Annotated in this window: 24 protein-coding genes; 21 read left to right on the top strand and 3 right to left on the bottom strand. The window is 59.3% G+C overall.

From position 1 onward, the window contains the following. Window positions 1–91: 91 nt before the first annotated feature. The 14 genes from phnC (at window position 92) to phnP (ending at window position 10,914) form a co-directional block, all read left to right on the top strand. The gene (gene phnC, locus AAER43_RS01640) at window positions 92–880 is read left to right on the top strand and encodes a phosphonate ABC transporter ATP-binding protein (protein ID WP_014882188.1); all 789 of its coding nucleotides are present in this window, start codon (window positions 92–94) and stop codon (window positions 878–880) included. Window positions 881–902: 22 nt separating this feature from the next. Next, window positions 903–1,919 carry a phosphonate ABC transporter substrate-binding protein gene (phnD, locus tag AAER43_RS01635; RefSeq protein WP_045135406.1) on the top strand — a complete coding sequence of 339 codons (1,017 nt, stop codon included), beginning with the start codon at window positions 903–905 and terminating at the stop codon, window positions 1,917–1,919. A gap of 118 nt (window positions 1,920–2,037) precedes the next feature. Continuing rightward, window positions 2,038–2,817, top strand: coding sequence for a phosphonate ABC transporter, permease protein PhnE (gene phnE, locus AAER43_RS01630; RefSeq protein ID WP_023331823.1), 780 nt, complete (start codon window positions 2,038–2,040; stop codon window positions 2,815–2,817). Window positions 2,818–2,837: 20 nt separating this feature from the next. After that, complete coding sequence (phnF, locus tag AAER43_RS01625) at window positions 2,838–3,563, top strand: phosphonate metabolism transcriptional regulator PhnF (protein ID WP_050863264.1); 726 nt, start codon at window positions 2,838–2,840, stop codon at window positions 3,561–3,563. Further along, window positions 3,564–4,016: a phosphonate C-P lyase system protein PhnG gene (gene phnG, locus AAER43_RS01620; protein WP_050863263.1), complete on the top strand. Its 453-nt coding sequence runs from the start codon at window positions 3,564–3,566 to the stop codon at window positions 4,014–4,016. Then, window positions 4,013–4,597: a phosphonate C-P lyase system protein PhnH gene (gene phnH / locus AAER43_RS01615; protein WP_023331820.1), complete on the top strand. Its 585-nt coding sequence runs from the start codon at window positions 4,013–4,015 to the stop codon at window positions 4,595–4,597. Before phnG ends, phnH begins: the two co-directional genes overlap by 4 nt. Continuing rightward, window positions 4,597–5,661 carry a carbon-phosphorus lyase complex subunit PhnI gene (locus AAER43_RS01610; RefSeq protein WP_023331819.1) on the top strand — a complete coding sequence of 355 codons (1,065 nt, stop codon included), beginning with the start codon at window positions 4,597–4,599 and terminating at the stop codon, window positions 5,659–5,661. The genes phnH and AAER43_RS01610 overlap by 1 nt, the downstream gene beginning before the upstream one ends. Beyond that, a complete protein-coding gene (phnJ, locus tag AAER43_RS01605; protein WP_014882181.1) occupies window positions 5,654–6,499 on the top strand; it encodes an alpha-D-ribose 1-methylphosphonate 5-phosphate C-P-lyase PhnJ in 846 nt (281 codons plus the stop codon). Before AAER43_RS01610 ends, phnJ begins: the two co-directional genes overlap by 8 nt. Beyond that, a complete protein-coding gene (gene phnK / locus AAER43_RS01600) occupies window positions 6,496–7,251 on the top strand; it encodes a phosphonate C-P lyase system protein PhnK (protein WP_050863262.1) in 756 nt (251 codons plus the stop codon). The genes phnJ and phnK overlap by 4 nt, the downstream gene beginning before the upstream one ends. A gap of 106 nt (window positions 7,252–7,357) precedes the next feature. Further along, entirely contained in the window at window positions 7,358–8,038 is a 681-nt protein-coding gene (gene phnL / locus AAER43_RS01595) for a phosphonate C-P lyase system protein PhnL (protein WP_014882179.1), read from the top strand. Then, window positions 8,035–9,171, top strand: a complete 1,137-nt coding sequence (gene phnM / locus AAER43_RS01590; RefSeq protein WP_014882178.1) for an alpha-D-ribose 1-methylphosphonate 5-triphosphate diphosphatase — start codon at window positions 8,035–8,037, stop codon at window positions 9,169–9,171. Before phnL ends, phnM begins: the two co-directional genes overlap by 4 nt. After that, window positions 9,168–9,719, top strand: coding sequence for a ribose 1,5-bisphosphokinase (phnN, locus tag AAER43_RS01585; RefSeq protein ID WP_086527806.1), 552 nt, complete (start codon window positions 9,168–9,170; stop codon window positions 9,717–9,719). The genes phnM and phnN overlap by 4 nt, the downstream gene beginning before the upstream one ends. After that, on the top strand, window positions 9,712–10,146 hold the full coding sequence (gene phnO / locus AAER43_RS01580; protein ID WP_032637727.1) for an aminoalkylphosphonate N-acetyltransferase: 435 nt from the start codon (window positions 9,712–9,714) through the stop codon (window positions 10,144–10,146). Before phnN ends, phnO begins: the two co-directional genes overlap by 8 nt. Before the next feature lie 9 nt (window positions 10,147–10,155). After that, window positions 10,156–10,914 carry a phosphonate metabolism protein PhnP gene (phnP, locus tag AAER43_RS01575; protein ID WP_023331816.1) on the top strand — a complete coding sequence of 253 codons (759 nt, stop codon included), beginning with the start codon at window positions 10,156–10,158 and terminating at the stop codon, window positions 10,912–10,914. A gap of 82 nt (window positions 10,915–10,996) precedes the next feature. Here phnP and yjdP read toward each other — a convergent pair whose 3' ends face one another. Beyond that, a complete protein-coding gene (yjdP, locus tag AAER43_RS01570) occupies window positions 10,997–11,317 on the bottom strand; it encodes a DDRRRQL repeat protein YjdP (RefSeq protein ID WP_050863261.1) in 321 nt (106 codons plus the stop codon). Window positions 11,318–11,386: 69 nt separating this feature from the next. Further along, complete coding sequence (locus tag AAER43_RS01565; protein WP_050863260.1) at window positions 11,387–13,666, bottom strand: hybrid sensor histidine kinase/response regulator; 2,280 nt, start codon at window positions 13,664–13,666, stop codon at window positions 11,387–11,389. Window positions 13,667–13,847: 181 nt separating this feature from the next. Between AAER43_RS01565 and AAER43_RS01560 the strand changes: the two genes are divergently transcribed. Genes AAER43_RS01560 through AAER43_RS01535 form a run of 6 tightly spaced genes read left to right on the top strand, consistent with a single transcriptional unit; the run spans window position 13,848 to window position 19,945 of the window. After that, window positions 13,848–15,362 carry a sugar ABC transporter ATP-binding protein gene (locus AAER43_RS01560; RefSeq protein WP_050863259.1) on the top strand — a complete coding sequence of 505 codons (1,515 nt, stop codon included), beginning with the start codon at window positions 13,848–13,850 and terminating at the stop codon, window positions 15,360–15,362. A gap of 2 nt (window positions 15,363–15,364) precedes the next feature. Further along, complete coding sequence (locus AAER43_RS01555; protein ID WP_014882171.1) at window positions 15,365–16,360, top strand: COG4158 family protein; 996 nt, start codon at window positions 15,365–15,367, stop codon at window positions 16,358–16,360. A 32-nt stretch (window positions 16,361–16,392) separates the two neighbouring features. Continuing rightward, window positions 16,393–17,334, top strand: coding sequence for an ABC transporter substrate-binding protein (locus AAER43_RS01550; RefSeq protein WP_014882170.1), 942 nt, complete (start codon window positions 16,393–16,395; stop codon window positions 17,332–17,334). Window positions 17,335–17,383: 49 nt separating this feature from the next. Then, entirely contained in the window at window positions 17,384–18,070 is a 687-nt protein-coding gene (locus AAER43_RS01545; RefSeq protein ID WP_050863258.1) for a D-lyxose/D-mannose family sugar isomerase, read from the top strand. A 10-nt stretch (window positions 18,071–18,080) separates the two neighbouring features. Continuing rightward, on the top strand, window positions 18,081–18,941 hold the full coding sequence (locus tag AAER43_RS01540) for a ketose 1,6-bisphosphate aldolase (RefSeq protein WP_050863257.1): 861 nt from the start codon (window positions 18,081–18,083) through the stop codon (window positions 18,939–18,941). Next, window positions 18,941–19,945: a carbohydrate kinase family protein gene (locus tag AAER43_RS01535; protein WP_048996864.1), complete on the top strand. Its 1,005-nt coding sequence runs from the start codon at window positions 18,941–18,943 to the stop codon at window positions 19,943–19,945. The genes AAER43_RS01540 and AAER43_RS01535 overlap by 1 nt, the downstream gene beginning before the upstream one ends. On the opposite strand, the gene AAER43_RS01530 is transcribed toward AAER43_RS01535, so the two are convergent. Continuing rightward, window positions 19,942–20,673: a response regulator transcription factor gene (locus AAER43_RS01530; protein ID WP_047343371.1), complete on the bottom strand. Its 732-nt coding sequence runs from the start codon at window positions 20,671–20,673 to the stop codon at window positions 19,942–19,944. The genes AAER43_RS01535 and AAER43_RS01530 overlap by 4 nt on opposite strands. Before the next feature lie 257 nt (window positions 20,674–20,930). On the opposite strand from AAER43_RS01530, the gene fdhF reads away from it, so the two are divergent. Next, window positions 20,931–23,078, top strand: coding sequence for a formate dehydrogenase subunit alpha (fdhF, locus tag AAER43_RS01525; RefSeq protein WP_078309985.1), 2,148 nt, complete (start codon window positions 20,931–20,933; stop codon window positions 23,076–23,078). Window positions 23,079–23,135: the final 57 nt, after the last annotated feature.

Raw genomic sequence — 23,135 nt, 5'->3', positions numbered from 1 at the left:
TCAACTCTTCAAATTCCCGCAACCCAGACTTAACCCAAATGTCACATTGATGCGCCAGCATGAGGCCACATTTATGGTGAGGCCCCCGCACATGCAAACTGTCATCCGCGTCGAGAAACTGAGCAAGACCTTCAATCACAACAAGGCGCTGCATGCCGTTGATCTGACCGTCCAGCAGGGCGACATGGTGGCGCTTCTAGGCCCTTCTGGCTCCGGTAAATCCACCCTTCTGCGCCATTTAAGCGGTCTTATCACCTGCGATAAAACCCCGGAAAGTCACGTCGAATTGCTGGGCAACACGGTGCAGCGCGCCGGGCGTCTGGCAAGTGATATCCGCAAGAGCCGTGCCCAGACGGGCTACATCTTCCAGCAGTTCAACCTGGTCAATCGCCTGACGGTACTGGAGAACGTGCTGATTGGCGCACTCGGCAGCACACCGTTCTGGCGCACCTGCCTGCGCTGGTTCTCACCTTCCCAGAAGCAGGAAGCTCTTCAGGCGTTGACTCGCGTCGGTATGGCACACCTGGCCCACCAGCGTGTCTCCACCCTGTCCGGTGGACAACAGCAGCGCGTCGCCATCGCCCGCGCCCTGATGCAGAAAGCAAAAATCATTCTGGCCGATGAACCTATCGCCTCGCTGGACCCGGAATCCGCCCGCATCGTGATGGAAACCCTGCGCGACATTAACCAGAACGACGGCATTACCGTGGTGGTAACGCTGCATCAGGTGGATTACGCCCTGCGCTACTGCGAGCGCATTGTCGCCCTGCGTCAGGGCCATGTGTTCTTTGACGGCGCAAGCCACCAGTTTGATAACGAACGTTTTGATCATCTCTACCGCAGCGTAAACCGCGTCGAAGAGCGCGCGCAGGCTGCATAACTCCCCATAACGAGGAATGGAAATGAACTACAAAGCCGTTGCCGCGCTGGCCTTTACCAGCATGTTCAGCATCAGCACCCTGTTAAGCCCGGCGTATGCACAAGAGCAGGAAAAAGCGCTGAACTTCGGCATTATTTCGACGGAATCACAGCAGAACCTGAAGCCTCAGTGGGAACCGTTCCTGAAAGATATGGAAACCAAACTGGGGATCAAAGTGAATGCCTTCTTCGCCCCGGACTACGCGGGCATTATCCAGGGAATGCGCTTTAATAAAGTCGACATCGCCTGGTATGGCAACCTCTCCGCAATGGAAGCGGTAGACCGCGCCAACGGCCAGGTCTTTGCCCAGACCGTTGCGGCAGATGGCTCCCCGGGCTACTGGAGCGTGCTGATCGTGAACAAAGACAGCCCGATCAACAACCTCAACGACATGCTCGCCAAACGCAAAGAGCTGACCTTTGGTAACGGCGACCCGAACTCCACCTCCGGCTTCCTCGTCCCTGGCTACTACGTCTTCGCGAAAAACAACGCCTCCGCCAGCGACTTCAAACGCACCGTCAACGCCAGCCATGAAACCAACGCCCTGGCCGTGGCGAACAAGCAGGTGGATGTTGCCACCAACAACACCGAAAACCTCGACAAGCTGAAAACCTCCGCGCCGGACAAGCTGAAAGAACTGAAGGTGATCTGGAAATCGCCGCTGATCCCGGGCGACCCGATCGTCTGGCGTAAAAACCTCTCCGAAAGCACCAAGGACAAGGTGTACGACTTCTTTATGAACTACGGCAAAACGCCGGAAGAGAAAGCGGTTCTTGAGAAACTGGGCTGGGCACCGTTCCGCGCCTCCAGCGACCTTCAGCTGGTCCCGATTCGCCAGCTGGCGCTGTTTAAACAGATGCAGGCCGTGAAGGACAACAAAGGGCTCAAGGAAGAAGAGAAGACCAGCAAAGTCTCTGACATTCAGGCCCAGCTGGAAGACCTTGACCGCCTGACCGCGGCACTCGGCGCCATGACCAGCGTAAATAAAGCGGTGCAGTAGTTTCTTTTCCCCCTCTCCCCGTGGGAGAGGGCCGGGGTGAGGGCATCAGCGCGCACATTTCCCCCTCACCCTAACCCTCTCCCTCAAGGGTGAGGGAATTAAAACCCAAGGAGCCAACATGCAAACCATCACCCTCCCGCCGCCAAAGCGCAGCTGGTTCTCGCTCATAAGCTGGGCCATCCTGCTGGCGGTGCTGGTTATCTCCTGGAAGGGCGCAGAAATGGATCCGCTGCTGCTCTTCAAAGATTCCGGCAACATGGCAACCTTCGCCGCCGACTTCTTCCCGCCGGACTTCAGCCAGTGGCAGGACTATCTCAGCGAAATGGCCATTACTCTGCAAATTGCCGTCTGGGGCACCGCCCTTGCCGTCATTCTCTCCATTCCGTTTGGCCTGATGAGCGCGGAAAACATCGTGCCGTGGTGGGTATACCAGCCGATGCGTCGCCTGATGGACGCCTGCCGCGCGATTAACGAAATGGTCTTTGCGATGCTGTTCGTGGTAGCCGTGGGTCTGGGTCCGTTCGCGGGCGTCATGGCGCTGTTCATCCACACCACCGGGGTGCTCTCCAAGCTGCTCTCGGAAGCGGTCGAAGCCATTGAGCCCGGCCCGGTGGAAGGCATCCGCGCCACCGGCGCCAACAAAATCGAAGAGATCCTCTACGGCGTCCTGCCGCAGGTGATGCCGCTGCTGATCTCCTACTCGCTGTACCGCTTTGAATCCAACGTTCGCTCCGCCACGGTCGTCGGCATGGTCGGTGCAGGCGGAATCGGCGTCACCCTGTGGGAAGCGATTCGCGGTTTCCAGTTCCAGCAAACCTGCGCCCTGATGGTGCTCATCATCGTCACCGTCAGCCTGCTGGATTTCCTCTCTCAACGTTTGCGTAAGCACTTCATCTGAGAAGCGAGGCTTTGTTTTCTATGCACTTATCCAGACATCCGACCAGTTACCCAACCCGTTGGCAAGAAATTGCGGCAAAGCTCGAAGCGGAACTGCGCACGCACTACCGCTGCGGAGACTACCTGCCTGCCGAGCAGCAGCTTGCGGATCGCTATGAAGTGAATCGCCACACCCTGCGCCGCGCCATTGACCAGCTGGTCGAGCGCGGCTGGGTGCAACGCCGTCAGGGCGTGGGCGTGCTGGTGCTGATGCGCCCGTTCGACTATCCGCTCAATGCCCAGGCGCGCTTTAGTCAGAACCTGCTGGATCAGGGCAGCCATCCCACCAGCGAAAAGCTGCTCTCGGTCCTGCGCCCGGCCTCCAGCCATGTGGCGGACGCGCTGGGCGTTCAGGAAGGCGATAACGTCATCCACCTGCGCACGTTGCGCCGCGTCAACGGCGTAGCGGTATGCCAGATTGACCACTACTTCGCGGACCTCGCCCTCTGGCCAGTGCTGCAAAACTTTTCCAGCGGTTCCCTGCACGACTTTCTGCAGGATGCCACGGGCATCGCCCTCAAGCGCACCCAGACGCGTATCAGCGCCCGCCGCGCGCAGGCTAAAGAGAGCAAAGTGCTCGAAATCCCCAATATGGCGCCGCTGCTCTGCGTGCGCACCCTCAACCACCGTGACGGCGAGGTCAATGCGACGGAATATTCCGTCAGCCTGACCCGTGCCGACATGATCGAATTCACTATGGAGCACTGAATGCACGTCGATACCGCCACCCGACAGCGCTGGATGCGTGTGCTGGCCCACAGCCAGCCTGCTGCCCTGCGCGATCGCATGAACGCCCTGAGCATGACGCCAGACTACGACACTATCCGCGCACCGGAAATTGGCCTGGTGCAGATCCAGGCACGGATGGGCGGCACCGGGCAGCGCTTTTTTGCGGGAGACGCCCCCCTCACCCGCGCCGCGATCCGCCTGAACAGCGGCACGCTGGGCTACAGCTACGTGCTGGGACGCGATAAAGCACACGCCGAGCGCTGCGCAGTAATAGACGCCCTTTTGCAGGAACAAACGCATTTTCAGACGTTAATGGAAACCCTTATTGCCCCGCTGGAAGCTGACCGCGCCGCACGACTTGCCGCACGTCAGGCCGAAGTGAATACCAGCCGGGTCGACTTCTTTACGCTCGTTCGCGGAGACAACGCATGACGCTTCAACCTGCTTTTACCCTGGCCGTCCAGGATGCCCAACAAAGTTTTCGTCGCCTGCTGAAAGCCATGAGCGAGCCGGGGGTGATTGTCTCGCTGCATCAGCTTTCACAGGGCTGGCTGCCGCTGAATCTGGCGACCACCAGCGTGTTGCTGACCCTTGCCGACAACGACACGCCGGTGTGGCTGTCAGGCGCCTTATCTAATGACATCGCCAGCCAGAACCTGCGTTTTCACACCAGTGCTCCGCTGGTTGAGCAACCGCGACAGGCGGTCTTTGCCGTGGCCGACGAACACATCAGCCACGAGCAGCTCAACGCCCTGAGCGAAGGCAGCGCCGTTGCACCGGAAACCAGCGCCACGCTGATTCTGCAGGTCTCCAGCCTGAGCGGAGGCCGCATGCTCCGCCTGACCGGTGCAGGTATCGCCGATGAACGCATGGTTGCGCCGCAGCTGCCGGAATGCATCATTCATGAGCTGACCGAACGCCCGCACCCGTTCCCGCTGGGCATAGACCTGATCCTGACCTGCGGCGAGCGTCTGCTCGCCATCCCGCGGACCACCCACGTGGAGGTGTGCTGATGTACGTTGCCGTTAAAGGGGGCGAAAAGGCGATCGCCGCCGCCCATGCCTTGCAGGAACACAGACGACGGGGCGATGAAAAACTGCCCGAACTGAGCGTCGCCCAGATTGAGCAGCAGCTGAACCTGGCCGTTGACCGGGTGATGACCGAAGGCGGCGTCGCCGATCGCGAGCTGGCGGCGCTGGCGCTGAAGCAGGCCAGCGGCGATAACGTCGAAGCCATCTTTCTGCTGCGCGCCTGGCGCACCACGGTTCCCCGCTTCACGGCGAGCGAGCCGGTGAATACGGCGCAGATGCGCCTGGAGCGCCGTATTTCTGCCGTTTATAAAGACATCCCCGGCGGCCAGCGGCTTGGCCCCACCTACGATTACACCCATCGCCTGCTGGATTTTACCCTGCTGGCGAACGGCGAAGCGCCACGGCTCAGCACCACGGATGCCGAACAGGAGCCGTCTCCGCACGTCTTCAGCCTGCTGGCAAACCAGGGGCTGGCGAAAGCGGAAGAAGATTCGGGTACCGCGCCAGATGACATCACCCGCACGCCGCCAGTTTTCCCGTGCTCGCGCTCCTCGCGTCTGCAGCAGCTGATGCGCGGCGACGAAGGCTATCTGCTGGCGCTGGCCTACTCCACCCAGCGCGGCTATGGGCGTAACCACCCGTTTGCGGCCGAAATTCGCAGCGGCTATATCGACGTCGAAATTGTGCCGGAAGAGCTGGGTTTTGCGGTGAACGTCGGCGAACTGCTGATGACCGAATGCGAAATGGTTAACGGCTTTGTCGCGCCAGAGAATGAAGACCCGCACTTTACCCGCGGCTACGGATTGGTGTTTGGCCTGAGCGAACGCAAAGCCATGGCGATGGCGCTGGTCGACCGCGCCCTGCAGGCACCGGACTACGGCGAGCACATCGCCGGCCCGGCGCAGGATGAGGAGTTCGTGCTGGCCCATGCAGACAACGTTGAGGCCGCCGGTTTCGTCTCGCACCTCAAGCTGCCGCACTACGTCGATTTCCAGGCCGAACTGGAACTGCTGAAACGTCTGCAACGGGAGCGCGCCAATGGCTAACTTAAGCGGCTACAACTTTGCCTATCTGGATGAGCAAACCAAACGCATGATCCGCCGCGCCATCCTCAAAGCGGTTGCCATTCCGGGCTACCAGGTACCGTTCGGCGGCCGCGAGATGCCAATGCCCTACGGCTGGGGCACCGGCGGTATTCAGTTGACCGCCAGCGTGATCGGGGAAGCCGACGTGCTTAAGGTCATCGACCAGGGGGCAGACGACACCACCAACGCCGTTTCGATCCGCAACTTCTTCAAGCGCGTGACCGGCGTAGCGACCACTGAAAAAACCGAAGACGCAACGCTGATCCAGACCCGCCACCGCATTCCGGAAACCCCGCTGACTGAAGATCAGATTCTGATTTTCCAGGTGCCGATCCCGGAGCCGCTGCGCTTTATCGAGCCGCGGGAAACCGAAACCCGCACCATGCACGCGCTGGAAGAGTACGGCGTGATGCAGGTGAAGCTGTACGAGGACATCGCCCGCTTCGGCCATATCGCCACCACCTACGCTTACCCGGTGAAGGTCAACGGGCGCTATGTGATGGACCCGTCGCCAATCCCGAAATTCGATAACCCAAAGATGGACATGATGCCAGCCCTGCAACTCTTTGGCGCCGGGCGTGAAAAACGCATCTATGCCGTACCGCCTTACACCCGTGTGGAGAGTCTCGATTTTGATGACCACCCGTTTACGGTGCAGGCGTGGGACGAGCCATGCGCCATCTGCGGATCCCAACATAGCTATCTGGATGAAGTGGTGCTGGATGACACGGGCAAACGGATGTTCGTCTGCTCCGACACCGATTTCTGCCGCCAACAGAGCGAGGCGAACAGCCAATGAAACCGCTGCTTTCGGTTAATAACCTGACTCACCTATACGCGCCGGGCAAAGGCTTCAGCGACGTGTCGTTCGAGCTGTGGCCGGGCGAAGTGCTGGGGATTGTCGGCGAGTCCGGCTCCGGCAAAACCACGCTGCTCAAGTCCCTCTCCGCGCGCCTGACGCCGCAGAACGGTGAGATTTTATATGAGGGCACGTCGCTGTATGGCATGAGCGAGGCCGAGCGCCGTCGCCTGCTGCGTACCGAGTGGGGCGTAGTGCATCAGCACCCAATGGACGGGCTGCGCCGCCAGGTTTCAGCGGGAGGCAACATCGGCGAACGACTGATGGCCACCGGCACGCGCCACTACGGTCACATCCGCGCCACCGCGCAGCACTGGCTGGAGGAGGTTGAAATCCCCGCCTCGCGTATCGACGACCTGCCCACCACTTTCTCCGGCGGCATGCAGCAGCGTTTACAGATCGCCCGCAACCTGGTCACCCATCCGAAGCTGGTGTTTATGGATGAGCCCACCGGCGGGCTGGATGTCTCGGTTCAGGCGCGCCTGCTCGATCTGCTGCGCGGCCTGGTGGTGGAGTTGAACCTGGCGGTGGTGATTGTCACCCACGATTTGGGCGTCGCACGCCTGCTGGCGGACCGTCTGCTGGTGATGAAGCAGGGTCAGGTGGTGGAAAGTGGGCTGACCGACCGCGTGCTCGACGATCCCCATCATCCGTACACCCAGCTGCTGGTGTCGTCCGTATTGCAGAATTGAGGGCGCTGTCCCCGGGTGGCGCTGCGCTTACCCGGCCTACGAACACCGCGCCTGTAGGCCGGGTAAGGCGAAGCCGCCACCCGGCAAAACGAATCTCGAGGCCAACATGATCCACGTACAAAACGTCAGTAAAACCTTTGTGCTCCACCAGCAAAACGGCGTGCGGCTGCCCGTCCTGCAAAACGCGTCGTTAGAGGTCGGCAACGGCGAATGCGTCGTGCTGCACGGCCACTCCGGCAGTGGAAAATCCACCCTGCTGCGCTCCCTGTACGCCAACTATCAGCCAGACGAAGGCCACATTCATATTCGCCACAACAACGAGTGGGTGGATCTGGTGCAGGCACCCGCGCGTAAGGTACTTGAAGTGCGCCGTTCGACGATCGGCTGGGTCAGCCAGTTTCTGCGGGTGATCCCGCGGATCTCCGCTCTGGACGTGGTGATGCAGCCACTGCTGGATCTCGGCGTCCCGCGTGACACCTGTGCTGCCAAAGCCGCCAGCCTGCTGACGCGCCTCAACGTGCCGGAGCGTCTGTGGCACCTTGCCCCATCGACCTTTTCCGGTGGCGAGCAGCAGCGGGTCAACATCGCACGCGGCTTTATTGTCGACTACCCGATTTTACTCCTGGATGAACCCACCGCTTCGCTCGACAGCAAAAACAGCGCAGCGGTGATGGAACTGATCGAACAGGCCAAAGCGCGCGGCGCAGCGATCGTCGGGATCTTCCACGATGAAGCCGTGCGCGAGCGCGTAGCGGACAGACTGCACCCGATGGGGACAAACGTATGATTATCAATAACGTCAGGCTGGTGCTGGAAAACGAGGTCGTGGATGGCTCGGTTGAAATCCAGGACGGCGTCATCCGCGCGTTTGCCGAAACCCGGAGCCGCGCGCCTGACGCGATGGACGGCGAAGGTGGCTGGCTGCTGCCGGGGCTCATTGAGCTGCATACCGACAACCTCGACAAATTTTTCACCCCGCGCCCGAAGGTGGACTGGCCCGCCCATTCGGCGATGAGCAGCCACGACGCGCTGATGGTCGCCAGCGGTATTACCACCGTGCTCGACGCGGTGGCGATTGGCGACGTGCGCGACGGCGGCGACAGACTTGAAAACCTGGAGAAGATGATTAACGCCGTGGAAGAGACGCAAAAGCGTGGCCTCAACCGCGCCGAGCACCGCCTGCATCTGCGTTGTGAACTGCCGCACCACACCACCCTGCCGCTGTTTGAAAAACTGGTGGGCCGCGAGCCTGTCTCGCTGGTCTCCCTGATGGACCACTCGCCGGGGCAGCGTCAGTTCGCCAACATTGAGAAGTATCGTGAATACTATCAGGGCAAATACTCGCTCAACGATGCCGAGATGGCGCGCTACGAAGAAGAACAGCTGGCGCTTGCGGCACAGTGGTCGCAGCCGAACCGTCTCAGGATTGCCGCAATGTGCCGTGACCGCAATATTGCGCTGGCAAGCCATGACGATGCCACGCACGATCATGTGCGTGAATCCCACCAGCTTGGTAGCGTGATCGCCGAATTTCCCACTACGTTCGAAGCCGCAGAGGCGTCACGTCAGCACGGGATGAACGTGCTGATGGGCGCGCCGAACATCGTGCGCGGCGGCTCGCACTCCGGCAACGTGGCGGCAAGCAAGCTCGCCTCGCTCGGCCTGCTGGATATCCTCTCGTCTGACTACTACCCCGCCAGCCTGCTGGATGCGGCATTCCGGGTCGCGGACGATGAGGAGAACCGTTTTACGCTGCCGCAGGCCATTCGCCTGGTGACCAAAAACCCGGCCGCCGCACTCAATCTTCAGGATCGCGGTGAGATTGCCGAAGGAAAACGGGCAGATCTGGTGCTGGCCCACCGCAAAGGCGAGCATATTCATATCGACCACGTCTGGCGTCAGGGAAAAAGGGTGTTCTGATGGGAAGACTTATCTGGTTGATGGGGCCGTCCGGCTCCGGTAAGGACAGCCTGCTGTCTGCCCTGCGGCAGCGGGAACATTCACAGCTGCTGGTGGCGCACCGCTATATTACCCGCGCGGCGAACGCCGGAAGTGAAAACCATATCGCCCTGAGCGAGCAGGAGTTTTTCACCCGCGCCGGGCAAAACCTGCTGGCACTGAGCTGGCACGCTAACGGTTTCTACTATGGCGTCGGCATTGAGATCGACCTCTGGCTGCACGCGGGTTTTGATGTGCTGGTCAACGGCTCACGCGCCCATCTGCCGCAGGCAAAAGCCCGATATGAAACGGCCCTGCTGCCGATCTGCCTGCAGGTTTCCCCGGACGTTCTGCGCAGCAGGCTGCAAAACCGGGGGCGCGAAAACGCGCGGGAGATTGACCAGCGTCTGGAGCGCGCGGCGCGCTACACCCCTTCAGGCTGCCATGTCCTCAATAACGACGGAAGTTTGCTACAGTCAGTCGAGAGCTTTTTATCCCTTATCCGTCAGAAGGAGAAACAGCATGCCTGACTGCCAGCTTCGCCCCGCCACTGCTGATGATGCGCAGAGCGTGTACGCCCTCATCTGCGAACTTAAGCAAGCAGAGTTCGATCACCAGGCGTTTCATGCCGGCTATCTGGCTAATCTGCAGGATCACAATATGCGCTACCAGCTTGCCGAGCTGGACGGGGAAGTCATCGGCATGATCGGTCTGCACATGCAGTTTCACCTCCATCACGCCCGCTGGATCGGCGAGATCCAGGAGCTGGTGGTAATGCCGCAAGCGCGCGGGTTAAAGGTGGGTAGCCAGTTGCTCGCCTGGGCAGAGGACGTTGCACGACAGGCTGGCGCGGAGTTGACAGAACTTTCCACCAGCGTGAAGCGCGTGGACGCCCACCGTTTCTACCTTCGTGAAGGGTATACGCAGAGCCATTTCCGCTTCACCAAACCGCTGTAGAGGTGAGTGATGAGTCTGACCATAACGTTAACCGGCACCGGCGGTGCCCAGCTGGTGCCCGTCTTTGGCTGCGACTGCGCGGCGTGTAGACGCGCGCGTTTGCAGGAAAATTATCGCCGTCGTCCCTGCAGTGCGGTGGTCAAATACAACGATGCGGTCACGTTGCTGGACGCCGGTATTCCACACCTGATGGAGGACTGGCCCGCGGGCAGTTTTCAGCAGTTTTTACTCACTCACTATCATATGGATCACGTTCAGGGGCTGTTTCCCCTGCGCTGGGGCGTGGGTGCAACGATTCCGGTCTACGGCCCACCGGACGACGCGGGGTGTGACGACCTGTTCAAACATCCGGGGATCCTGGATTTCAGTCATACGGTCGAACCGTTTGTGGTGTTTGAGCTACAGGGACTGCGGGTGACGCCGTTGCCCCTCAACCATTCGAAGCTGACGTTTGGCTATCTGCTGGAATCCGCCCACAGCCGCGTGGCGTGGCTTTCAGACACGGCGGGATTACCGGAAAAAACGGTGAAGTTTCTGCTCAACAATCAGCCGCAGGCGATAATCATCGACTGCAGTCATGAACCGCGTGACGAGCCGCCGCGTAACCATTGTGATTTGAACACCGTGGTTGCGTTAAACGAGGTGATTGGCTGTCCGCAGGTGATCCTGACGCACATCAGCCATCAGTTTGACGTGTGGATGATGAACAACCCGCTGCCGAACGGTATCGAAGCGGGGTATGACGGCATGGTGCTGGTACTCGACTGAGTTTTGCCGGGTGGCGGCTGCGCCTTACCCGGCCTACAGGCCAGGGTTTTGTAGGCCTGCGTAAGCGAAGCGCCACCAGGCTTTAGCCGCGATCGTAATCGTCTTCTAACCGCCGTTCATCCTCTTCCAGCCTGCGCCTGTCGTCATCTAACTGACGTTGACGCTCGTCTAAACGGCGGCGTCTGTCTTCGAGCTGCCGACGGCGATCGTCGTACTGACGGCTGTCGCTTTGACGGCTGCGATCGTAGCGATCGTCGTCGTCATTACGGCTGCTGTCGGGGTTATAAGCATCGTTGATCGCCAGCTGAATGTTGCCAATGGCATCATCAATCACGTCGGCGTGGGCCAGCTGGCTGGTGAGTGACAGCAGACCCAATATCAGAGCGGAAAAGTAACGTTTCATAAGGCCAGACTCACAGGTGGACTGGCGTTAAGGTAATCAACGGGACTGTGCCGGAGTAGCGGAGGAATCTCAAATTACCATCACCTTACGCAGCGCCTGTGCCAGCTGTACGCGGGTAAACGGCTTACGCAGTAACTGAACGTCCGGCAGCTGAGGGTTATGCGTAGGCCGCAAATCCTGGCCGCTGATCAGCAGCACCGGAAGCTGCGGATAATGACTGCGCACATGGTTAATGACCTCCGCTCCGCTGAGGCTTCCGGGCAGCATCAGGTCGCTGATAAACATGCCAATATCCGGCGATGCCTCCAGCATGCTCAGGGCCTGCTCGCCATTCTCCGCTTCGAGTGTCAGGTAGCCTAGCTGATGCAGCTGCTCACACAGGGTCTGGCGGACATCCGCCTCATCTTCCAGTACCAGCACCAGCCGCTCGCTATCCGGGGAGGTGGTAGCCGGGAGCGCCTCACTTTCAGACACGGTGGAAAACGTCGAGCGCGGCAGATGGAGCCGAACGGTGGTGCCCTGCCCCGGCGCGCTTTCAATCTCCACGCGTCCCCCGGACTGACGCACAAAACCGTACACCATCGACAACCCTAATCCGCTGCCACTTCCGGTCTGTTTGGTGGTAAAGAACGGTTCAAAGACCCGGGATTTCACCTCCTGCGCCATACCGCTACCATGGTCAATGACCTCCAGCGCCACCATATCCTGCCTGCGGCCGTCGCTGCGGGTCACGCGCTGGTTCCATGTACGAATTTTAATGACGCCGCTTTGCCCTTCCATCGCATCGCGGGCGTTCATCACCAGGTTGATAATCGCGTTTTCCAGCTGGCCGACGTCTATCCATGCGGGCCATGCCGGGGTTTGCGCTTCAATCTCCAGAGTCAGGGTGACAGGCAAGGAGTGGCGCATCAGTTCCCGCAGGTTCTCCAGCAGCGGTTTCATCTCAACGGTATGCGGCGTCAGGGATTGCTTGCGGGAAAATGCCAGCAGGCGCTGGGTCAGCATGGCGCCGCGTTCTGCCGCCTTCAGCGCCCGGGTAATACGCGGCGCGTCTTTTGATTCGGGGTCGGTCAGCTCAAGACTGCCGATGATCACCGCCAGAAGATTATTAAAATCATGCGCCAGCCCGCCGGTCAGCTGTCCGACAGCCTTCATCTTCTGGCTGTGAAGCAACGCTTCTTCCAGTCCCTGACGCTCGATGCGGTCAATCTCCATCTGCGTCGTTTTCTCTTTTAGCAGACGCGTCGTGTGCTCAAGTGAAGCAGTGTTGCGGGCAAAAACGTTAAACGCGCGCGCCAGCTCGCCGAGCTCGTCCCGCCGCTGCAATGCGGGCACCGAGACATCCTGTTCGCCACGGGCAAGGCGCGACATGGCCCGGGAGATAGCCGTCAGGTTGGAGGCCAGGTTACGGTAAATATACCAGCAGGCGCACCCGGTGATGATCAGCGCCAGCACGGCGAAAATGCTGATAAAAACGCTAATGGATTGCAGCTCGTGATGGCTCTGGGCCGTGCGAAGCCGGGAGGCTTGCGCGACCTGTTCAACGTACTGATTGATATCGCTATTCAGTATCGCCACCAGCGCCTTGATGTGGAACATATACCAGCTTATTGCCAGATCGCTCTCTGCCAGCTGCGTCGACAGCGGGGCAAGCTTACGCAGCTCGGCGTTAAAGTCGGGCAGCACAACGTTGACCGCAGGCTGCGTCGCGCGCTGGGGCAACATCGCCGTCACCGTATCCAGCTGCTGTATCGTGGCGCGTGGTGAAGGGGTTTCGATGGCGGCGGCGATCAGCCTGTCCATTTCCATCAGCAGCTGCGCATCCGGAACATCGCTGCCAGTACGGCGGTTGATGTCCTGCAGATGACGCAGGTAACTCTGGCTCTGGTAGAGCGAACTGAGCAGCGCGTTACGCTCCAGATGGCGTCGCTGCCCGCGCTCCAGCATCCCCGTCACGCCTTGCTGTAATTCATTGCTTCTCTGAATAATCCGCGCCACCAGCGCCGGCTCCTGCTGCGCCAGCGGCGCATCGGCCAGCTGCTCCAGCGAGCGGCGCAATGCCGTTTGCATCTGCTTTAACCGCTCCGCCTCGCCTTTGTACTCCAGCGATCCGACTACCTGCGACAACCGCACCGCCGCCGTCGCCACGTTAGCCGTATCGCGAGCGAGGTTCATGCTGCCGGTCATGTCATCCAGCGTTTGCTGCTGCACCTGCTCCTGGATCTGGCTGGCATGACGGAAGCCAAGCACCGCCACGCCGCTGACCATCAGCGTGACCGCAACAACCAGCAGATTGAACATCAGCAGGCGGCCACGGGCACTGGTAAAAAACGGGGGGCGTGATGACATCTCTTTAGGCTCCTTAGCGGTCTGATGCCCTCACCCTGGCCCTCCCCCACGGGGAGAGGGAAAAGAGAAATGTGACGGCGGTTAGCTATTCATAACTATGACAAATATGAACAGCTTCTGACATTTTGCATTTACGCACCTGTGATGAAGTGCAGATATCGACATTCACAGGAGATCCGCCATGAGCAGAACCCCGGTTTTAGAGATGCGCGGCATAGCCAAAACCTTTGGCAATTTCCACGCGCTCAAGGGCGTGGATTTGACGGTTTTCCCCGGTGAGATCCACGCGCTGATGGGCGAAAACGGCGCGGGCAAAAGCACGCTGATGAAAATACTCGCAGGTGCCTACACTGCCACCCGCGGTGAGATCCTGATCGACGGACAGCCGTTTCACATCAAAGGGCCGAAAGATGCCCTGGCCGCAGGCATTACCTTGATTTACCAGGAGATGCAGCTCGCCCCCAATCTGACCGTGGCGGAAAACATTTTCCTCGGCAGCGAACTGTCGCGCGGCGGGCTGGTTCAGCGTAAAGAGATGGCCGCCCAGGCGCAGGCGGTGATCGATCGCCTCGGCGCCCAGTTCAGCGCCACCGATCGGGTGATGAAGCTGACCATCGCCGAACAGCAGCAGGTGGAAATTGCCCGCGCGCTGCACCGCAACAGCCGCATTCTGGTGATGGACGAACCCACCGCCGCCCTCTCTTCACGCGAAACCCACCGCCTGTTTGAACTGATTCTGCCCCTGCGCGATGAAGGCATGGCGATTATCTATATCAGCCACCGTATGGCGGAAGTGTATGAACTCTCTGACCGCGTCAGCGTTCTGCGTGACGGGCAGTACGTCGGCAGCCTGACGCGCGACAAGCTCAACGCCTCCGAGCTGGTGAAAATGATGGTGGGCCGCCCCTTAAGCGATCTGTTCAACAAAGAGCGCGATATCCCTCTCGGCAGCCCGCGCCTGAACGTCCACCACCTTACCGACGGTAAAAAAGTGCGGCCGTGCAGTTTACAGGTCCGTTCCGGCGAAATCGTCGGGCTGGCCGGGCTGGTCGGTGCCGGACGCTCCGAGCTGGCGCAGCTGATTTTCGGCGTGCGCAAAGCCACGGGCGGCATGATTGAGGTGGACGGCGAGCCGGTGGTGATCCACTCCCCGCGCGCGGCCATTGAAAACGGGATCGGTTTTCTCACCGAGAACCGTAAGGAGCAGGGGCTGTTTCTGGAGCTGGCGGCGCAGGAGAACATCACGATGGCGACGCTGGAACGCGATGCCACCTTCGGCATGCTGAACCGCAAAAAAGCCCAGTCCATTTCCGATGACGCTATCGCCCTGCTCAACATTCGTGTGCCCCATTCACAGGTACGCGCGGGCGGACTGTCCGGCGGTAATCAGCAAAAACTGCTGATCTCGCGCTGGGTGGCGATAGGCCCGCGCATTCTGATTCTGGACGAACCCACCCGCGGCGTGGACGTTGGCGCGAAAAGCGAGATCTACCGCATCATGAATCAGATGGCGCGTAAGGGCGTGGCGATTTTGATGATCTCCAGCGAACTGCCGGAAGTGGTGGGCATGAGTGACCGGGTGTACGTGATGCGCGAAGGCAGCATTGCGGGTGAACTCCACGGGCGCGATATCTCTCAGGAAAACATCATGACGCTGGCAACCGGCGTGGACGACACACATCATCAGGCGGTGTAATTATGACAACTCCAACCCATCCGCAGCAGGTGGCGAAATCCGCCTCCGCCAAAAAAATGTTGATGAGCGATCTGATGCAAACGATCGGCATTTTACCTATTTTAATTCTGATCGTGGCGGTATTTGGCTTTATCGCCCCTAACTTCTTCACCGAGAGCAACCTGCTCAACATCACCCGTCAGGCGTCGATCAACATCGTGCTGGCAGCGGGGATGACCTTCATCATCTTAACCGGTGGGATTGACCTCTCCGTGGGGTCGATTCTCGGTACTACCGCCGTTGCGGCAATGGTGGTGTCGCTGATCCCGGAATTCGCCGGACTTTCTATTCCGGCGGCGCTGATGCTCGGCATGGTGCTGGGGCTGTTCAACGGCGCGCTGGTGGCCTTTGCCGGGCTACCGCCGTTTATCGTCACGCTCGGTACCTATACGGCGCTGCGCGGCGCGGCCTACCTGCTGGCAGACGGCACCACGGTGATCAACTCGAATATCAACTTCGAGTGGATCGGCAATAACTACCTCGGTCCCGTGCCATGGCTGGTGGTCATTGCTTTGGCGGTCATTGCTATCTGCTGGTTTATCCTGCGCCGCACTACGCTGGGCGTTCACATCTACGCCGTGGGCGGCAACATGCAGGCGGCGCGCCTGACGGGCATCAAGGTCTGGATGGTACTGCTGTTTGTCTACGGCATGAGCGGGCTGCTCTCCGGTCTCGGTGGCGTGATGAGCGCCTCGCGCCTTTACAGCGCCAACGGCAACCTCGGTACCGGCTATGAGCTGGATGCGATTGCGGCGGTGATCCTCGGCGGTACCAGCTTCGTCGGCGGGATCGGCACGATCACCGGCACGCTGGTGGGGGCATTGATTATCGCCACCCTCAACAACGGCATGACGCTGATGGGCGTCTCCTACTTCTGGCAACTGGTGATCAAAGGGGCGGTGATCATCATTGCGGTGCTGATCGACAAATACCGTACCCGACACCATCAAAGTGCATAACAACAAAACCCTACAGCTTCGAGGAATACAATATGCGTTTAAAACCGTTAGTGACCGCGCTCTGTGCTGGCGCGCTGCTTGCCGCAACGCCGTTTGCGCAGGCGAAAGATCTGAAGTCCATCGGCGTGACGGTGGGTGACCTGGCCAACCCGTTCTTTGTGCAGATCACCAAAGGTGCCGAGCTGGAAGCGCGCAAGCTGGCGGGCGATAACGTCAAAGTGACGCTGGTCTCCAGCGGTTACGATCTCGGTCAGCAGGTGGCGCAGATCGATAACTTTATCGCCGCGAAAGTGGACATGATCATCCTCAACGCCGCGGATTCCAAAGGGATCGGCCCGGCGGTGAAACGCGCGAAGGATGCCGGGATCGTGGTCGTGGCGGTTGACGTGGCGGCGGAAGGTGCCGATGCGACCATCACCTCCAATAACACCCAGGCGGGCGAAATGGCCTGTAAGTACATTACCGACCGCCTGAAAGGCAAAGGCAATGTGGTGATCATCAACGGACCACCGGTCTCGGCGGTGCAAAACCGTGTGGAAGGTTGCCAGATGGAATTCAAAAAACATCCGGATATCAAGGTGCTCTCGGATAACCAGAACGCCAAAGGCAGCCGTGAAGGCGGTCTGGAAGTCATGACCTCTCTTCTGGCAGCCAATCCGAAGATCGACGGCGTATTCGCGATTAACGATCCGACCGCGATCGGCGCCGATCTGGCGGCAAAACAGGCGCAGCGCAATGAATTCTTCATTGTGGGCGTGGATGGCAGCCCGGATGGTGAAGAAGCGCTGAAGCGGGAAAACTCCCTGTTTGTGGCAACCCCGGCACAAGATCCGCAGGTGATGGCGGCAAAAGCGGTCGAGATCGGCTACGACATTCTCCAGGGCAAACCGGCACCGAAAGAACCGGTGCTGATCCCGGTGACGATGATCGACAAAAAGAACGTCGGTACCTATAAGGGCTGGACGGTTAAATGATCCTTTTCCCTCTCCCACAGGGAGAGGGAACTGTTTTCAAGGAGTCCCCATGAAACGCTCCGACATCAATGCGATCCTCGGCCACACACGGCAGTTCTTTTCCATGCATGACGTGCATCTCCCGCCGTTTGCCAGCTTTCCCCCCACAAAATGGCAGCGGCTTGACCAGGCCGCATGGCAGGAAGTGTTCGACCTTAAGCTCGGCTGGGACGTGACGGCATTCGGCGGCAACAACTTTGCCGCCCAGGGGTTAACGCTGTTTACCCTGCGTAACGGCTCGCCGAACGGGGTGCCTTATGAAAAAGGCTATGCTGAAAAAATCATGCATGTGCGCGACGGCCAGGTAACGCCGATGCATTTTCACTGGCGTAAGCGGGAAGACATCATCAACCGGGGCGGTGGGAACCTCATCATTGAGTTATGGAATGCCGGGGCGCATGAAGAGCCAGAAAACACCGACGTCACCGTCACGATAGACGGGTGTCGGCAAACGCATGCTCCCGGCAGCCAGCTGCGCCTCACACCAGGGGAAAGCATCTGCCTGACGCCCTGTCTTTACCACAGTTTCTGGGGCGAGCGCGGGTTTGGTGACGTGCTGGTCGGCGAGGTGTCATCGGTGAATGACGATGAGCACGACAACCACTTTTTGCAGCCCATTGCCCGCTATAACAACATCGAAGAAGACGAACCGGCGGTGCTGGTGCTGTGCAACGAATACAACCTGTTTCGGATATAAGGAGTAAATGATGCCATTGATCTCTCTTGCCGACGGTCTGGCACACGCCAGGGAACACCGCTACGCGCTGGGCGCGTTCAACGTGCTCGACTCCCATTTTCTGCGCGCCTTGTTCGCCGCCGCAAAGCAGGAGCGTTCACCGTTTATCATCAACATCGCCGAAGTGCATTTTAAGTATGTCTCGCTCGATTCACTTGTCGAAGCGGTCAAGTTTGAAGCCGCCCGTCATGACATTCCCGTGGTGCTGAATCTCGACCATGGCCTGCACTTTGAGGCGGTCGTGCGTGCGCTGCGCCTGGGGTTCAGCTCCGTAATGTTCGACGGCTCGACGCTGAGCTATGACGAGAACATTCGCCAGACGCGGGAAGTGGTAAAAATGTGCCACGCAGTGGGCGTGTCGGTAGAGGCAGAGCTGGGCGCGGTAGGCGGTGATGAAGGCGGCGCGCTTTACGGGCATGCGGATGAAGCGTTCTTCACTGACCCGAAGCTGGCGCGGGAATTTGTCGATAAAACCGGCATCGACGCGCTGGCCGTCGCCATCGGCAACGCACACGGCAAATACAAGGGCGAGCCGAAGCTCGATTTCCCGCGCCTGGACGCTATTCGCCAGCAGACGGGCCTGCCGCTGGTGCTGCATGGCGGTTCCGGGATTAGCGATGCCGACTTCCGCCGCGCCATCGAGCTGGGCATTCATAAAATCAATTTCTATACTGGCATGTCACAGGCCGCACTCGCCGCCGTTGAGCAACGCATAGCGAACCGCCAGCCGCTGTACGATGAGTTTGCCGAGCTGCTACTGGGCATAGAAGAGGCCATTACCGATACGGTCGCCGGGCAGATGCGCATCTTCGGCAGCGCGGGGCAGGCATAATGGAACGCAAAGGCATTATCGCCGCTGGCAACATGCTGGTCGATCACGTCCATCAGATCGTGCAGTGGCCTGAGCGCGGCTGGCTGGCGGAAATCACCCACAGCGAACGTTCCACGGGCGGCGCGCCGCTTAACGTTCTGCTGACGCTGGCGAAAATGCATGTCGGCCTGCCGCTGCAGGCGGTGGGGCTGGTTGGGGAGGACAGTGACGGAGATTACGTTCTGGCGATGCTCGATCAGTATCACGTCAACCGCCAGCGCGTGCAGCGCACCACTTTCGCCCCGACCTCGATGTCTCAGGTGATGACCGACCCCAGCGGACAACGCACCTTTTTCCACTCGCCGGGCGCGAACCGCCTGCTGGATCTTCCCGCCTTCGATCGCCTGGAGGGCTCAATGAAGATCTTCCATCTCGGTTACCTGCTGCTGCTCGACAGCCTGGACATGCCGGATGATGAATTTGGCACCCGCAGCGCACGGCTGCTGGCGCAAATGCGCGACCAGGGGTATGAAACCTCGCTTGATCTGGTTTCCCGCAAGGGCGACCCGCGCTACCAGCCACTGGTGCTCCCTGCCCTGCGTCATCTCGATTATCTGGTGATTAACGAGCTGGAGGCCGGTGAGTTTAGCGGGCTGGAGATGCGCGACGCCAACGGTGCGCTGAATATCGCCCCTATCGCCGAAGCCGCATCGCAGCTGCTGGCGGCAGGCGTTCGTCAGCGGGTGGTGATCCACTGCCCGGAAGGCGCATGGGGTGAAGCTCCGGGTGAGCAAGGCCGATGGATCCCCTCATGGTTACTCGAGCAAAAAGAGATTGTCGGCAGCGTCGGCGCGGGCGACGCGTTTTGCGCGGGTTTTTTATACGGTTGTCATGAATCACTGCCGCTCACGGAGAGCATTTATCTGGCACACGCCTGTGCACGGGCAAGCCTGCTGGCCGCCAACGCGATCGACGGCGCGAAAACGCTGGCCGAGCTGCAGTTGTTTATCAAAGAGAAGACTTAGGCTGCTTTTTCACTGTGGGAAACATCGGTGGCAAACACGTAGCCCAGCCCGCGAATGGTTTTGATGAGGGCTGGCTGATGCGGGTTGACCTCGATTTTCCGGCGCAGACGCATGATCAGCACGTCAATAGTCCGGTCAAACACCTCCGTGCTTTCGCTGTGGGTGAGTTCCAGCAGTTGATCGCGGCTGAGTACCCGGCGGGCATTTTGCGTAAGCGCCAGCAGCAGGCCATATTCCCCCTGGGTCAACGGCACGACGTTACGCTGCGGATCAATCAGTTCACATCGGGAGGTATCCAGCGTCCAGTTGTCGAAGGTTATCCCCGCTACGCGTGGCATCGGCGTTTCTGCGGCCAGCACGCCGGTCCGACGCAGGACCGCTTTAACCCGGGCAACCACCACGCGCGGATTAAACGGTTTGCCAATATAGTCGTCGGCGCCCATCTCCAGCCCCACCACCACGTCGGATTCACTGCCCAACCCGGTTAACATGATCACCGGTAGCGCCGGACGCTGCTTTTGCAACTGCAGCAAAACCTGTAACCCATTGATATCCGGCAGCATCATATCCAGCAGGACAAGGGCGATCTCCGGCGTCTGTTGTACCCGGCCTGGCACATCCTGGCCGTTATGGCAGACAAGCACGTCAAAGACGTGTTCACTCAGCACATCCTGCAGCAGTTCGCACACTGCCAAATCGTCATCAACCACCAGAATCGCCGGTTTCATCATATGCTTCCGTCAGGGTATTATGTTAAGTCTGAACCATTCTGCCGTCAGCTCCAGTGAAAGGGCGTTTTCCGTGACGGAAATTCAACCCATGTCACATACCCTGCCCATTCGACACGTCAATTTTGACGATGGTCTGCTTTTCGTCAGGGTTGTCGGCAGGAATACGCCGTAAAGCGCGCAATTACCCCTACTAAAAACATGGCATAGAAGCTGCATTAGTCGGTGCGAAAGATTCGATTAACTGGAGCAGACTGATGAAAAAAGTCGTCACGGTTTGCCCTTATTGTGCCTCAGGTTGCAAGATCCACCTGGTGGTCGATAACGGCAAAATCGTCCGGGCGGAGGCCGCACAGGGGAAAACCAACCAGGGCACGCTGTGTCTGAAAGGGTATTACGGCTGGGATTTTATCAATGATACCCAAATCCTCACCCCGCGCCTGAAAACCCCTATGATCCGCCGCGAGCGCGGTGGCAAGCTGGAAGCCGTCAGCTGGAACGAGGCGCTCGATTACGTCGCCACGCGCCTCAGCGCCATCAAGGCCAAGTACGGCCCGGATGCGATTCAGACGACCGGTTCCTCACGCGGGACAGGGAATGAAACCAACTATGTGATGCAAAAATTCGCACGCGCCGTTATTGGAACCAATAACGTCGACTGCTGCGCTCGCGTCTGACACGGCCCATCGGTTGCAGGTCTGCACCAGTCGGTCGGTAACGGCGCAATGAGTAATGCCATCAACGAGATAGACAACACCGATCTGGTGTTTATTTTCGGCTATAACCCGGCGGATTCTCACCCTATCGTCGCGAACCATGTTATTCGCGCCAAACAGAACGGGGCGAAAATCATCGTCTGCGATCCGCGCAAAATTGAAACCGCGCGCATTGCGGATATGCACATTGCATTGAAAAACGGCTCGAACATCGCGCTGTTGAATGCGATGGGGCACGTCATTATTGAGGAGAATCTGTACGACCAGGCGTTTGTGGCCAGCCGCACGGAAGGCTTTGAAGAGTATCGTAAAATTGTCGAAGGCTATACGCCAGAGTCCGTTGAAGCGATAACCGGCGTCAGCGCACAAGAGATCCGCCAGGCCGCACGCATGTACGCCGGGGCGAAAACCGCCGCCATTCTGTGGGGCATGGGCGTGACCCAGTTCTACCAGGGCGTGGAAACCGTGCGTTCGTTGACCAGCCTCGCCATGCTGACGGGTAACCTGGGCAAGGCCCACGTCGGCGTCAACCCGGTACGTGGCCAGAATAACGTCCAGGGGGCCTGCGATATGGGCGCGCTGCCGGATACCTATCCAGGATATCAGTACGTCAAATTCCCGGAAAACCGCGAGAAATTCGCGAAAGCCTGGGGGGTCGAAAGCCTGCCGGAACACACCGGCTATCGCATCAGCGAGCTGCCGCACCGCGCGGCGCACGGTGAAGTGCGTGCGGCCTACATCATGGGTGAAGATCCGCTCCAGACCGATGCCGAACTCTCTGCGGTACGTAAAGGGTTTGAGGATCTTGAGCTGGTGATTGTCCAGGATATCTTCATGACCAAAACCGCGGCGGCGGCGGATGTGATTTTACCGTCGACGTCATGGGGTGAGCATGAAGGCGTCTACACGGCGGCTGACCGCGGTTTCCAGCGCTTCTTCAAAGCGGTCGAACCGAAGTGGGATCTGAAAACCGACTGGCAGATCATCAGCGAAATCGCCACCCGTATGGGCTACCCGATGCACTACAACAACACCCAGGAGATCTGGGACGAGTTGCGGCATCTGTGCCCGGACTTCTACGGTGCCACCTATGAAAAAATGGGTGAGCTGGGGTATATCCAGTGGCCATGCCGCGATGAGTCGGAAGCCGACCAGGGGACATCATACCTCTTCAAAGAGACGTTCGATACCCCGAACGGGCTGGCGCAGTTCTTCACCTGCGACTGGGTCGCACCTATAGATAAACTCACCGACGAGTATCCGATGGTGCTCTCCACCGTGCGCGAAGTAGGCCACTACTCCTGTCGCTCAATGACCGGGAACTGCGCCGCGCTGGCCGCGCTGGCAGATGAACCCGGCTACGCGCAAATCAACACTGCTGACGCAGAACGCCTGGGTATTGAGGATGAAGCGCTGGTATGGGTGAACTCGCGCAAAGGGCGAATCATCACCCGTGCGCAGGTGAGCGATCGTCCCAACAAAGGAGCGGTCTATATGACCTACCAGTGGTGGATTGGTGCCTGTAACGAACTGGTGACGGAGAATTTAAGCCCGATAACCAAAACGCCGGAGTATAAATATTGTGCCGTCAACGTGGAACCCATTGCGGATCAACACGCTGCCGAACAGTATGTGATTGACGAATATAACAAGCTGAAAGCCCGACTGCGTGAAAGCGCAATGGGTTGAAGCGGGTAATTAATTAATGAACAAAGGGAGTGATATATTCACTCCCTTTTTTTATTT

The organism is Enterobacter sp. FUJ80071 (assembly GCF_038739915.1).
Classification (GTDB): Bacteria; Pseudomonadota; Gammaproteobacteria; order Enterobacterales; family Enterobacteriaceae; genus Enterobacter; species Enterobacter kobei.
Note: the sequence above shows the minus strand (reverse complement) of the source record. Positions and strands in the feature narration are given on the sequence as shown.

Excerpts from the sequence above, each read along its gene's own strand:
- phnC (WP_014882188.1), top strand. The coding sequence starts at position 92 with ATGCAAACTGTCATCCGCGTCGAGAAACTGAGCAAGACCTTCAATCAC.
- phnD (WP_045135406.1), top strand. The coding sequence starts at position 903 with ATGAACTACAAAGCCGTTGCCGCGCTGGCCTTTACCAGCATGTTCAGC.
- phnE (WP_023331823.1), top strand. The coding sequence starts at position 2,038 with ATGCAAACCATCACCCTCCCGCCGCCAAAGCGCAGCTGGTTCTCGCTC.
- phnF (WP_050863264.1), top strand. The coding sequence starts at position 2,838 with ATGCACTTATCCAGACATCCGACCAGTTACCCAACCCGTTGGCAAGAA.
- phnG (WP_050863263.1), top strand. The coding sequence starts at position 3,564 with ATGCACGTCGATACCGCCACCCGACAGCGCTGGATGCGTGTGCTGGCC.
- phnH (WP_023331820.1), top strand. The coding sequence starts at position 4,013 with ATGACGCTTCAACCTGCTTTTACCCTGGCCGTCCAGGATGCCCAACAA.
- AAER43_RS01610 (WP_023331819.1), top strand. The coding sequence starts at position 4,597 with ATGTACGTTGCCGTTAAAGGGGGCGAAAAGGCGATCGCCGCCGCCCAT.
- phnJ (WP_014882181.1), top strand. The coding sequence starts at position 5,654 with ATGGCTAACTTAAGCGGCTACAACTTTGCCTATCTGGATGAGCAAACC.
- phnK (WP_050863262.1), top strand. The coding sequence starts at position 6,496 with ATGAAACCGCTGCTTTCGGTTAATAACCTGACTCACCTATACGCGCCG.
- phnL (WP_014882179.1), top strand. The coding sequence starts at position 7,358 with ATGATCCACGTACAAAACGTCAGTAAAACCTTTGTGCTCCACCAGCAA.
- phnM (WP_014882178.1), top strand. The coding sequence starts at position 8,035 with ATGATTATCAATAACGTCAGGCTGGTGCTGGAAAACGAGGTCGTGGAT.
- phnO (WP_032637727.1), top strand. The coding sequence starts at position 9,712 with ATGCCTGACTGCCAGCTTCGCCCCGCCACTGCTGATGATGCGCAGAGC.
- phnP (WP_023331816.1), top strand. The coding sequence starts at position 10,156 with ATGAGTCTGACCATAACGTTAACCGGCACCGGCGGTGCCCAGCTGGTG.
- yjdP (WP_050863261.1), bottom strand. The coding sequence starts at position 11,317 with ATGAAACGTTACTTTTCCGCTCTGATATTGGGTCTGCTGTCACTCACC.
- AAER43_RS01565 (WP_050863260.1), bottom strand. The coding sequence starts at position 13,666 with ATGTCATCACGCCCCCCGTTTTTTACCAGTGCCCGTGGCCGCCTGCTG.
- AAER43_RS01560 (WP_050863259.1), top strand. The coding sequence starts at position 13,848 with ATGAGCAGAACCCCGGTTTTAGAGATGCGCGGCATAGCCAAAACCTTT.
- AAER43_RS01555 (WP_014882171.1), top strand. The coding sequence starts at position 15,365 with ATGACAACTCCAACCCATCCGCAGCAGGTGGCGAAATCCGCCTCCGCC.
- AAER43_RS01550 (WP_014882170.1), top strand. The coding sequence starts at position 16,393 with ATGCGTTTAAAACCGTTAGTGACCGCGCTCTGTGCTGGCGCGCTGCTT.
- AAER43_RS01545 (WP_050863258.1), top strand. The coding sequence starts at position 17,384 with ATGAAACGCTCCGACATCAATGCGATCCTCGGCCACACACGGCAGTTC.
- AAER43_RS01540 (WP_050863257.1), top strand. The coding sequence starts at position 18,081 with ATGCCATTGATCTCTCTTGCCGACGGTCTGGCACACGCCAGGGAACAC.
- AAER43_RS01535 (WP_048996864.1), top strand. The coding sequence starts at position 18,941 with ATGGAACGCAAAGGCATTATCGCCGCTGGCAACATGCTGGTCGATCAC.
- AAER43_RS01530 (WP_047343371.1), bottom strand. The coding sequence starts at position 20,673 with ATGAAACCGGCGATTCTGGTGGTTGATGACGATTTGGCAGTGTGCGAA.